General features: G+C 64.4%; 11 protein-coding genes and 1 pseudogene. 6 read left to right on the forward strand and 6 right to left on the reverse strand.

Going from position 1 to position 10408, the window contains the following annotated elements; translation table 11 throughout:
- Positions 1–98 precede the first annotated feature (98 nt).
- Both OKW35_RS41345 and OKW35_RS41350 read left to right on the forward strand, forming a co-directional pair.
- On the forward strand, positions 99–908 hold the full coding sequence (locus OKW35_RS41345) for an oxidoreductase (protein ID WP_429555058.1): 810 nt from the start codon (positions 99–101) through the stop codon (positions 906–908).
- 95 nt (positions 909–1003) lie between these two features.
- A complete protein-coding gene (locus OKW35_RS41350; RefSeq protein ID WP_429555144.1) occupies positions 1004–2005 on the forward strand; it encodes an NADP-dependent oxidoreductase in 1002 nt (333 codons plus the stop codon).
- Positions 2006–2090: 85 nt separating this feature from the next.
- On the opposite strand, the gene OKW35_RS41355 is transcribed toward OKW35_RS41350, so the two are convergent.
- Both OKW35_RS41355 and OKW35_RS41360 read right to left on the reverse strand, forming a co-directional pair.
- Positions 2091–3497: an MFS transporter gene (locus OKW35_RS41355; protein WP_429555059.1), complete on the reverse strand. Its 1407-nt coding sequence runs from the start codon at positions 3495–3497 to the stop codon at positions 2091–2093.
- Between the two features lie 60 nt (positions 3498–3557).
- Positions 3558–4730 (reverse strand): M20 aminoacylase family protein, encoded by a 1173-nt coding sequence (locus OKW35_RS41360; protein ID WP_184062123.1) that lies wholly within the window; start codon positions 4728–4730, stop codon positions 3558–3560.
- A gap of 169 nt (positions 4731–4899) precedes the next feature.
- Here OKW35_RS41360 and OKW35_RS41365 point away from each other — a divergent pair, with 169 nt between their 5' ends.
- Positions 4900–5850, forward strand: coding sequence for a LysR substrate-binding domain-containing protein (locus OKW35_RS41365; protein ID WP_184032685.1), 951 nt, complete (start codon positions 4900–4902; stop codon positions 5848–5850).
- A gap of 37 nt (positions 5851–5887) precedes the next feature.
- Here OKW35_RS41365 and OKW35_RS41370 read toward each other — a convergent pair whose 3' ends face one another.
- Positions 5888–6781, reverse strand: a complete 894-nt coding sequence (locus tag OKW35_RS41370; protein WP_429555060.1) for a LysR family transcriptional regulator ArgP — start codon at positions 6779–6781, stop codon at positions 5888–5890.
- Between the two features lie 117 nt (positions 6782–6898).
- On the opposite strand from OKW35_RS41370, the gene OKW35_RS41375 reads away from it, so the two are divergent.
- The 3 genes from OKW35_RS41375 to OKW35_RS41385 all read left to right on the forward strand — a co-directional run bounded on the left by OKW35_RS41375 (position 6899) and on the right by OKW35_RS41385 (position 8115).
- Entirely contained in the window at positions 6899–7528 is a 630-nt protein-coding gene (locus OKW35_RS41375) for a LysE/ArgO family amino acid transporter (protein ID WP_184062125.1), read from the forward strand.
- Positions 7529–7731: 203 nt separating this feature from the next.
- The gene (locus OKW35_RS41380; protein ID WP_184062126.1) at positions 7732–7896 is read left to right on the forward strand and encodes a hypothetical protein; all 165 of its coding nucleotides are present in this window, start codon (positions 7732–7734) and stop codon (positions 7894–7896) included.
- Positions 7897–7953: 57 nt separating this feature from the next.
- The gene (locus tag OKW35_RS41385) at positions 7954–8115 is read left to right on the forward strand and encodes a DUF1328 domain-containing protein (RefSeq protein ID WP_013089029.1); all 162 of its coding nucleotides are present in this window, start codon (positions 7954–7956) and stop codon (positions 8113–8115) included.
- Between the two features lie 216 nt (positions 8116–8331).
- On the opposite strand, the pseudogene OKW35_RS41390 reads toward OKW35_RS41385, so the two are convergent.
- From OKW35_RS41390 to OKW35_RS41400, 3 genes and pseudogenes are all read right to left on the reverse strand, one after another.
- Positions 8332–8805, reverse strand: a pseudogene (locus OKW35_RS41390) (GNAT family N-acetyltransferase); the annotation flags it as partial.
- Complete coding sequence (rfbC, locus tag OKW35_RS41395; RefSeq protein WP_429336082.1) at positions 8724–9275, reverse strand: dTDP-4-dehydrorhamnose 3,5-epimerase; 552 nt, start codon at positions 9273–9275, stop codon at positions 8724–8726. The pseudogene OKW35_RS41390 and the gene rfbC, both read right to left, overlap by 82 nt.
- 116 nt (positions 9276–9391) lie before the next feature.
- A complete protein-coding gene (locus tag OKW35_RS41400; protein ID WP_090803900.1) occupies positions 9392–10384 on the reverse strand; it encodes a GlxA family transcriptional regulator in 993 nt (330 codons plus the stop codon).
- Positions 10385–10408: the final 24 nt, after the last annotated feature.

Raw genomic sequence — 10408 nt, forward strand, 5'->3', positions numbered from 1 at the left:
CTGTGCCGGTTTTCGTTGGACCGCAAATATGACTGTCATCATATTTTGGTGAAACGAATGCTCGACCAACCACGCAAAGACATCTTGGGAAGAACATCATGCAAACCAAAATAGCGCTCGTGACGGGCGCCTCGTCAGGAATCGGCGAAGCCACGGCAAAGCGGCTTGCGAAGGCCGGATACAAGGTCTACGGCACCAGTCGGCGCGGCCAACAAGCCGGCCAACAGTCGTTCGACATGCTGCCGCTCGATGTGACCAGCGATGCATCCGTTGCAGCCGCCGTCAGCGAAGTGCTGCGCCTGCAGGGCCGCGTCGACCTGCTGGTGAACAATGCCGGTTTCGGCGTCGCCCCTGCCGCCGCGGAAGAGAGTTCGATCGACCAGGCACGCACGATCTTCGATACGAACTTCTTCGGGATCATCCGCATGACGCGTGCTGTCGTGCCTCATATGCGGCGACAACGCAGCGGCCGCATCATCAACATCGGTTCCGTGCTCGGTTTTCTGCCAATGCCCTATATGGCGCTGTATTCCGCCACCAAGCACGCGGTGGAAGGTTATTCGGAGTCGCTCGACCATGAGTTGCGTACGCTGGGCATTCGCGTATCGGTCATTGAACCTGCCTACATCAAGACGCCTTTCGACGCGAACTTGATCGCGCCCGACGCCCCTCTCGACGAATACCGCGAGGTGCGCTCGGCCGTGGACAAGCGAGTGAAGGAAGTGGTCGAGGGCGCCGACGGTCCCGAGGTCGTGGCCGAAACCGTACTGCAGGCCGCCATCGCGGCTCGTCCGAAACTCCGCTATACCGCTGGCGGACTCGCCGCCCGTCTGCGATTGCTGCGCAGATTTGCGCCCGCTGGACTGGTGGACGCCGGTATCCGCAAAGATCTGCGGCTGGCAACGTAGACGACGTGACTGTCTCCTCCCTGTTCAAAGGCTCTGCATCCGTGCTATTGCCAGCGAAACAACCAGACTTAACGAGCCACTGACAAGGAACCATGATGCAAGCATTCGTCGTCGATCGATATGGACGCAACAATGGCTTACGATCCGGCGATATGCCGGTTCCAGAGCCGCGCGAGGACGACGTATTGATCCAGATCCACGCCGCGGGCGTGAACCCGCTCGACGCCAAAATCAGAGACGGAGAGTTCAAGCTCATTTTGCCCTATCGTTTGCCGCTGATTTTGGGCAACGATCTGGCAGGGGTTGTCGTGCGCGTCGGCTCGCGCGTGCGGCGATTCAAGCCCGGCGATGAGGTCTACGCGCGCCCGCACAAGGATCGCATCGGCACTTTCGCGGAATTCATCGCGGTCAAAGAGGATGGCGTGGCCCTCAAGCCAACAGCACTCACGATGGAGGAAGCGGCTTCAATCCCGCTGGTGGGATTGACCGCCTGGCAGGCGCTGATCGAAAAAGGGCAATTGAAGAAAGGGCAGAAAGTGCTGATACATGCCGGCTCGGGCGGTGTCGGCAGCTTCGCCATTCAACTGGCGAAGCATGTGGGCGCGACCGTCGCAACAACAGCGAGCGCGCGGAATATCGAACTGGTGAAGCAACTCGGCGCGGATATCGTCATCGATTACAGGAAAGACGACTTTGCGGCCATCCTGAAGGACTACGACCTGGTACTGGATACGCAAGGCGGCAATGCGCTCGAGAAGTCGCTGCGTGTGCTCAAGGCCGGCGGCAAGCTCATCGGGATCGCCGGTCCGCCTGATGCCGAATTTGCGAAAGAGATCGGTGCGTCGTGGTTCCTGAAAACGGTGATGCGCTTTCTGAGTTATGGCATCAGGAAGGCCGCGAAACGTCATGACGTCAGCTATACATTTCTCTTTATGCGGGCCAGCGGAGAACAGCTCAGCCGGATTGCCGCACTGATCGACGCGCGAGCGATACGACCCGTCATCGATCGGGTCTTTCCGTTTGAGTCGACCCAGGAGGCTTTGGCTTATGTCGAAACCGGACGTACCAAGGGTAAGGTTGTCATCAAGATCCGATAGTCAGCGTGAAGCAGGGCAAATGGCAAAAGAGGCGCGATCGAAAGGATCGCGCCTCTTTTTTCAGCGGACCCCGATCGCCATCACGTCAATCGATCGCCCTACCCGCGGTCTCTCGCATGAACGGCAACGGCAGCAACGACACGACGCTGCAACCGATCAGATACCACGCCGGCGCGAGATTGCTGCCCGAAATCTGGATCAGCCAGGTCGCGAAAAACTGCGCGAAGCCGCCGAAGATCGACACGCCGAGGCAGTACACGATCGACATGCCGGTCGCGCGGATCGCGCGCGGAAACAGCTCGGGCAGCATCACGATATTGGGCACCGCGGTGAACGTGACGAGCAGCGCGAGGCCCGCGACCACCGCAAGCAGCACCGGCACCGTCGGCGACGCGTTGATCGTCATGAAGGCCGGGTAGACGGCGAGAATCAGCAGCACGCGCGATACCCACAGCACGCGCTTGCGGCCGACCCGATCCGACAGCGCGCCCGCGAACGGCGAGCAGATCACCGTGACCACCGCGCCGGTCCACGCGGCCCACAGCGCGGTCGCCATCGGCAGATGCAGGATGCGGATCGCGTACGTCGACAGGTAGAACAGCACGATGTAGTTCGCCGCGGTGCCGCCGATCGTCGTCAGCACGCCGGTCGTGATCGAGCGCGCGTGGTCGCGGAACAGGTCGCGCACAGGTAGCGACTGAACTTGCGCAGCGGGCTTCGCAACGGTATCCGAAGCAGCCTGCGCAACAGCGCCGCCAGACGCTGCCGTGCCATCTTCAACACCCGGCAGCGTCTCGTCGAGATGCCGCCGGATATAGATGCCGACCGGCCCCATCGCCATGCCGATCACGAACGGCACGCGCCAGCCCCAGCTTTCGAGCGCGGCCGGCGACAGCGTCGCGGCCAGGGCAACGCCGAGCAGCGAGCCCACTACCGTGTTCATTCCCTGACTCACGAACTGCCAGCTGCCGTAGAAGCCGCGCGTGCGATCGCTGCCGTATTCGAGCAGTAGCGCCGTCGATGCGCCCACCTCGCCGCCCAGCGCGAAACCCTGGATCAGCCGCGCGAGAATCACGAGCAGCGGCGCCGCGACGCCGATCGCCGCATAGGTCGGCGCGAACGCGATGATCGCGGAACCGAGCGTCATCAGCCACAGCGTCAGGCTCATCGCGGCCTTGCGTCCGGCGCGGTCCGCGTAGCCGCCCAGCACGATGCCGCCCACCGGCCGCATGATGAAGCCGACGCCGAACGTGCCGACCGCGAGCATCAGCTGCACGAGCTGACCTTCGACCGGGAAATACAGCTTGCCGATGATCGTCGCGAAGAAGCTGTAAACCGTGAAGTCGAAAAACTCAAGGCCGTTGCCGAGCGTGATCGCGGCGATCGCCTTCGCGTGGCCGACGCGCTTTTTAGGTTCATCGGCGAGGCGCTGCGCATCTAGCGCATCGAGCCCATTGGCGCTCGCGGACCGCGGTGTGGCTGAATAGTCCATCTGTGTCTCCGTCATTATCTTGTGGCTGCTACGGCAAGGCGCTCGCGCACCGCCGCCGCGTCAAACGAGGAACGTCTGCGCGAGCTTGGTCCAGTAGGCCGCGCCGGTCGCGAGGCAAGCGTCGTTGAAGTCGTAGCCGGGGTTGTGGACCATGCAGCCGCCCTCGCCGTCGCCATTGCCGATGATCAGATAGCTGCCCGCGCAGCGTTCGAGCAGGAACGCGAAGTCCTCGCTGCCGGTCAGCGGTTGCATGTCGTGAATCAGCCCGTCGACGCCCAGCCAGTCGAGCGCGACCTGGCGCGCGAGCGCGGTCATGGCTGCATCGTTGACGAGCACCGGGTAGCGGCGCTGATAGTCGACCTCGGCACGCGCGCCGAACACGGCCGCCTGCCCGGTCGCGACCTCGGTGATGCGCTGCTGCAGATGGTCACGCACCTCGGGCCGCAGCGCGCGCACCGACAGGCGCATCTCGGCGGTTTCGGGGATCACGTTCGGCGCTTCGCCCGCGTGAATCGCGCCGACCGTGATGATCGCCATATCGAGCGGCGCGATGTTGCGCGACACGATCGACTGCAGCGCGAGCACGATCTGCGCACACACGACGACCGGATCGACCGCCTTGTGCGGCACCGCGCCATGGCCGCCGCGGCCGATCACCTTGATGATCACCGTATCCGACGACGCCATGAACGACCCCGGCATGAAGCCCAGCTTGGCCGTAGGAAAGCCCGGCATGTTGTGCATCGCGAACACGGCGTCGCAGGGAAACTGTTCGAACAGACCGTCGTCGAGCATTTTCTTGGCGCCGGCGAGCCCTTCCTCGGCCGGCTGGAAGATCAGGTTCAGCGTGCCGTCGAAGCTTTTTTCGCGCGCCAGATGCCTGGCGGCGGCGAGCAGCATCGCCGTATGGCCGTCGTGACCGCATGCGTGCATCTTGCCGGGCAGCTTGCTCGCGTACGGCAGGCCGGTGGTTTCGTGGATCGGCAGCGCGTCCATGTCAGCGCGCAGGCCGAGCCGGCGGGTGCCGTGGCCGAGCTTCAGTTGCCCGACCACGCCGGTCTGCCCCAAGCCGCGATGGACGCTGTAGCCCCACTCCCGCAGGCGGTCGGCGACCAGATCGCCGGTTGCGAACTCCTCGTAGGCCAGCTCCGGATGCGCGTGGATGCTGCGTCGCAGCGCGATCATTTCCTGTTCGACTTCGGCGATGCCCGCCGGAATGACCATCGTGTTCATGCCATCTCCTGTCGATCGGACCTGGCGCTTCAGCGCTTAGTCCGATCCCATGCAACTGGTTGCGCCCCTGTCAGCGTGAACCCAGCATAGCGGCGCCGATATCCGGGCGGCAGGCGTAGAATCGTTGCGGTGCCAACCCTTGGTTGCCCCCGTCACGCCTCTCATTCGAATGAAACTGCATCAGCTCAATACCTTGGCGGCGATTGCCGATACCGGAAGTATCCGGGCGGCCGCCCGCTCGCTGGGGCTTTCGCCGGCCGCCGTGACCAAGGCGATGCGCGAGCTCGAAGCCGATCTGCACGCGCCGCTCGTCGTGCGCAGCGCGAGCGGTGTCGCGTTCACCGAGTTCGGGCGCGCGCTCGTCGTGCATGCGCGGCTCGTGCTCGGCCAGTTGCAGCGCGCGCAAGCCGAGATCGAGGCGTTGCGCGGAGCCGCCGCCGGCAAGCTGTCGATCGGCGTCACGCCGTGGGTCGCGCTGACTTTTCTGCCGCCCGCCGTGCGGCGCTTTCGCGAGCGGATGCCGGAGGTGCAACTGGAATTTTTCGAAGGCCTGCTCGCGGTCGTGCAGCCGCGTCTGCGCGACGGCAGCCTCGATTTTTCGATCGGTCGGCCGCCGCCCGCGTCGCCGCAGTCGGAGTTTCAGAACGCGCCGCTCTTTTCGACGCACGCGGCGGTGGTCGCGCGGCGCGACCATCCGAAGGCCGGTTGCCGCACGTTGCTCGATCTTCAAGACGCGGAATGGATACTGAACTGGGACCCGGCGAGCCGCGAGTCGATGTCGAACAATCTGTTCGTCAAGCGCGGCATGCCGGTGCCGCACACGATCGTGCTCGCGCATTCGCTCGCGATCGTGCTGGGCCTGCTCGCGCACACGGATATGGTCAGCATCTTTCCGTGGCCGCTCGTCGAGGTGATACGCGCGAAGGAAAACCTGTGGGCGCTGCCGCTGCGTGAAACGCTGGACGAAACCATCATCAGCATCACGTCGCGGCGTGGCGCGCCCACGAGCCCGGCGGCCGCCTGCTTTCTCGACTGCCTGCGCGAGACGATCGACGAAGGCGCGCGCTCGCAGGACCCGGAACAGCGCCGCCTGTTTCATTCGATCGAGCTGTTGCTATAGCAGCTGCCGCATTTCTGCATGCGGCACCGCCGCGTAGTCAATCGAGAAACTCGCCGGCCCGCTTTCTGAGCATCGCGCTGAAATCGTCGAGCCAGCCGATCGACAGACGCCAGCTCTGCCAGTACAGATCGACGTCGATATGCTTGCCCGGCGCGATCTCGACCAGTTCGCCGCGCTGCAGATGCCCGGCGATCATCCGCTCGGGGCACATGCCCCAGCCGAGGCTCATCGCGCACGCGCGCAAAAAACCGGCGACGTGCGGAATCCAGTGCAGCGGCGGATCGAGCTCCGCGCGCGTAATGCGCCGCATGAAGCGCTTTTGCAGCTGATCCTTTGGATTGAAGTCGACGCACGGCGTGCGCCGCAGGCTGTCGCGCGTGACGCCGTCGGCGAAATAGCGCGCGAAAAACGCCGGCGAGCACACCGCCAGGTATCGCATGCGGCCGAGGCGCGTCGAGCGACAGCCCTGCACCGGTTCGGCCTGCGTCGTGATCGCGCCCTGCACGCTGCCGTCGCGAATGCGCTGCGCGGTGTAGTCCTGGTCGTCGATCACGAGGTCGAGCAGCATTTCGCGTTCGACGCAGAACGGCGCGACCGCGTCGATGAACCAGGTGCCGACGCTGTCGTCGTTGACCGCGACGCGCAGTGCCGGCCACTGCTCGACGAGCGCGCCGGGCAGTGCCGGCAGGCGGCCTTTCAGCTCCGCTTCGAGCAGTTGCACGCGTTCGGTATGGCGGCATAGCAGCGCGCCCGAGGTGGTCGCGACGCACGGCTGCCCACGCTTCACGAGCACGCTGCCGACGCGCTCCTCGAGCAGCTTGACCCGCTGCGACACCGCGGACGGCGTGATATTGAGCTCGCTTGCGGCACGGTCGAACGAGCCGTGGCGGACCACGGCGGCCAGCGCGTCGAGCAAGGCGTAGTCGAGCATTAGCGTTCCTTAATCGGCATTAAGCAAATTAGCTTCTCTTATGAGATGCCAACCCGCAGACTAGCGCTACTGCATTTTCCCGTCTATCCCGGCTGCTTTCCTTTTTCCGGACCATTTATGAACTGGTTGTCTTTTTCCCATGGCGCGGCGCTGTGCGCGTCGCTGATCGTTACGATCGGCGCGCAGAACGCGTTCGTGCTGCGGCAGGGCATCATGCGCTCGCATGTCGGCAAGATCGTGCTGTTGTGTACGTTGTCCGATTTCATTCTGATCGGCGCGGGCGTCGGCGGCGCCGCGGTGCTGATGGAGCGTTTCCCGCGCTTCGTGCACGCGATGCTCTATGTTGGGCTCGCGTATCTCGCCTGGTTCGGCATCAGCGCGCTGCGCCGCGCGGTGCGGCCCGGACACGCGGTGCTCGATGGCTCGGCCGGCGCATCCCGCGATCAGGCGCCGCCTGCGCAACGCGCGCTGCCGATGATCCTGATGACGCTTGCGTTCACATGGCTCAACCCGCACGTCTATCTGGACACGTTTCTGTTGATCGGCACGGCCGGCGCGCGTGAACCGGAAGGCGCGCGGGTCGCCTTCGCGCTCGGCGCGATGACGGTCAGCGCGGTGTGGTTCGTCGCGCTCGGCTATGGCGCTCGCATGCTCGCGCCGCTGTTTCGCCGCGCAACTGCGTGGCGCGTGCTGGATGGCGCGATCGGCAGCATGGTGTTGCTGCTCGCGTTCACGCAATTGCGTTGAGCGTTCGACGCGGGCCTTATTTCAGCGCCGATTCTTGCGGCTCGCCTCGCGCGGCGGGCGCATCGGCTTCGTCGCGCGGCACGAGGTTCATCAGCCGCGCGAGCACCGGCCACTTCAGCAGCGACTGCTGGTCAGCCTCCTTCGCCTGGGCATCGGAATAGCGCCCCGTCTCGACCTCCGGCAGACGCAGCGCGAGGCCGCCGATGTCGTCGACGGGCCAGCCGCCGCGCGCGGCGGACCGCTGCGCTTGGCGGGCGGCGCTCGTCGGCTATCTGATCGTGAATCGCTGGAACGTCGGCGGCAATCAAGCGATGGCACATCTATTGCTGAAATCCGCTCGCCGGCATCTCACCCGTGAAGCCGCGTGACGTACGCAACGGGGCGCCGTTCAAACGTCATTTCAACAATCCACCGGTGGAGGCACCATGCTTCGATACGCTGTGATTTTCTTCATCATCGCCATCATCGCCGCGGTGTTCGGCTTTGGAGGCATTGCCGCGGGCGCAACCGAAATCGCCAAGGTGTTGTTCTTCATCTTCCTGGTGATCTTCCTCGTCACCCTGCTGATGGGCGTGATCCGACGCTGACGGCTGCATACAGCGTTCGGTGAATTCACGCCTCGCCCGATGCGAACTGGCTACGCTGCGTGGGTACCGCGTTGAGGATTGCGCGGCCGCTGTCGCCGTTGCAATACTTGCCGCAGCATATTGCAATAGTTGCCGAAGCATCGGGCGCTTCAATTCTGCTTTCCTTCCGCTTCTTTTCTCCGTATGCCAGAGGCGTCTGCGGCATCGCTTCAGGCCGCATACGCGATCTGCGGCGTCATGGAACGCGATCAGTAACGTGCCGATGCCGCGCCCCTGCCATGCGGGATCGACCGCGAACTGACGCAGGCTCGCGACATCGCCGTGCCGGTATAGCTCGCACGATGCTTCGCCATCCGAAGCATAAAGCGTCATCGTGCCGACGATGTGTCCTTCATACACCGCGACATGGCAATCGCCACGCAGCACACGGCCGCGGGTCGTCTCGATGGTCTGATCCACGCACGTGCAATTGAGCCCCTGCGCGCCGAGCGGCGCAAACGCGCGACACACATAGCGGACCGGAACGGATTGCGGATGGCTTGCGCGACGCTTCACGTTGAGCACCTCGTACTGACTGGATGCCCGAAGTGTAGGGTTGGCCCCGTCGTTCACGAGATGTTTTCGGCCTCGTACAGACGACGGCCCGCCGCATCCTTGCTGCCGAGAATGGGCTGAAAGTCGATCGGCCACTGGATGCCGATGTCAGGATCGGACCACAGCAGGCAGCGCTCGAGTTCGGGGAACCAGTACTCGGTGGTCTTCCACATGCATTCGGCGACATCGGACAGCACGACGAAGCCGTGCGCGAACCCGGGCGGCGCCCAGATCTGCCGATGGTTGGCTTCGCTCAGATATTCGCCGCTCCATTTGCCGAAGTTCGGTGAGTTCAGGCGCACGTCGACCGAGACGTCGAAGATCTCGCCGCGCACGACGCGCAGCAGCCGCCCCTGGGGACGCTGCACCTGGTAGTGCAAGCCGCGCAGCACGCCATGCACGGCGCGCAGATGGCGGTCCTGCACGAAGTTGAAACCTTGCGCGACGTCGTCCGAAAACTCGTCCGCGCTGAAACTCTCGAAGCAGAAGCCGAACTCGTCGATGAACACTTCCGGCTCGATGAGTTTCACCTCCGGCAATGCCGTCGCCATGACCCTGTTGCCCATCGCCACTGTGCTCGTAAAAAGGCTGGCCAGCGAACATACGGCCGCTCTCGCGACCGCGTCCGACCGACGAGGCGCACCCGCAACGCGGGCGCCCTATCGCATGCTAAAGATACATGCTACGCCTCACTGGCCGCCCGGCTGCGGGCGCGATACTCGGTTGGCGACAAAGCCATACGCTTGCGGAAAATTTTCGCGAGACGATCGCCGTTGCCGGTGCCGCTGCGACGCGCGATCTTGTCGACCGGCAATTCGGTCTCGGTCAGGAAGTTGCACGCGATACGCAGCCGCACCTGCAGCAGGTAGTCCGACGGCGTGATCTGCATCTCGTGCTTGAAACGGCGCAGGAAATTGCGCTCGCTCATTGCGGCGACCTGCGCGGCATCGGCGACCGAGACCGGACGGTCGCAGTTGGCCTCCATCCAGCGCGCGGCCGCGCGAATCTTTTCGGCGACGCTCAGCGTGCCGCCCTCGGCCGGCAGCGGCACCCACGTCGCAGCCATGCCGGGCATCACGCGATCGGCGACGCTGCGCGCAAGCTCGGCGCCCAGGTCGCGCTTGATGAACATCAGCGCGCTGCGGGCGCAGTCGTGACGGTCGTTGGCCGCGCTGAACGCGCCTTCGCTGGCGCTCGCGCCCGGATAGCGGCTCATCAGGCCGTCATGCTCGGTCGGGCCGGCCGCTTCGAGCACGAGGCGCCCCTCGCCGATCGTTTCGATCGCGCGTGTGCGCGATTGCACGGCGCGCAGCCAGTTCAGCAGGCGTTCGTCGCGCGCGGCCACGTGGGCGCCGTAGCCGCCAGCGATGAACAGCACGTCGAAACCGCCGCCAAAGCGCGTGTCGATGTGGTCAGTCCAGATGCGCGCCGACGACGAACTGGCGACATTGCCGCCGTCCATCGACAGGAACTGCACTTCGTAGGGCGGATCTTCGCCCGCTCGCGTGCCCGCGAACTCATTGGCGGTCTGGAACATTTCCACGACGGTACCGGGGCCGAGCAGCCAGAAGCCGTCGAACAGCAGAATGCCGATTCGCCGCGCTGCAGTACGGACGTTCAAAGCGGGCGTGTGTAGCCACGTAATTCTCGTTGTATCAAGGTGCATGTGCGGCATGATCTTCCCCAAACGGTCATACGT

The organism is Paraburkholderia sp. MM5477-R1 (genome assembly GCF_050436385.1).
Lineage (GTDB): Bacteria > Pseudomonadota > Gammaproteobacteria > Burkholderiales > Burkholderiaceae > Paraburkholderia > Paraburkholderia tuberum.

Bases quoted from the DNA above. Each gene is read 5' to 3' on its own strand.
- OKW35_RS41345 (WP_429555058.1), top strand. From the start codon at position 99: ATGCAAACCAAAATAGCGCTCGTGACGGGCGCCTCGTCAGGAATCGGC.
- OKW35_RS41350 (WP_429555144.1), top strand. From the start codon at position 1,004: ATGCAAGCATTCGTCGTCGATCGATATGGACGCAACAATGGCTTACGA.
- OKW35_RS41355 (WP_429555059.1), bottom strand. From the start codon at position 3,497: ATGGACTATTCAGCCACACCGCGGTCCGCGAGCGCCAATGGGCTCGAT.
- OKW35_RS41360 (WP_184062123.1), bottom strand. From the start codon at position 4,730: ATGAACACGATGGTCATTCCGGCGGGCATCGCCGAAGTCGAACAGGAA.
- OKW35_RS41365 (WP_184032685.1), top strand. From the start codon at position 4,900: ATGAAACTGCATCAGCTCAATACCTTGGCGGCGATTGCCGATACCGGA.
- OKW35_RS41370 (WP_429555060.1), bottom strand. From the start codon at position 6,781: ATGCTCGACTACGCCTTGCTCGACGCGCTGGCCGCCGTGGTCCGCCAC.
- OKW35_RS41375 (WP_184062125.1), top strand. From the start codon at position 6,899: ATGAACTGGTTGTCTTTTTCCCATGGCGCGGCGCTGTGCGCGTCGCTG.
- OKW35_RS41380 (WP_184062126.1), top strand. From the start codon at position 7,732: ATGTCGTCGACGGGCCAGCCGCCGCGCGCGGCGGACCGCTGCGCTTGG.
- OKW35_RS41385 (WP_013089029.1), top strand. From the start codon at position 7,954: ATGCTTCGATACGCTGTGATTTTCTTCATCATCGCCATCATCGCCGCG.
- rfbC (WP_429336082.1), bottom strand. From the start codon at position 9,275: ATGGGCAACAGGGTCATGGCGACGGCATTGCCGGAGGTGAAACTCATC.
- OKW35_RS41400 (WP_090803900.1), bottom strand. From the start codon at position 10,384: ATGCCGCACATGCACCTTGATACAACGAGAATTACGTGGCTACACACG.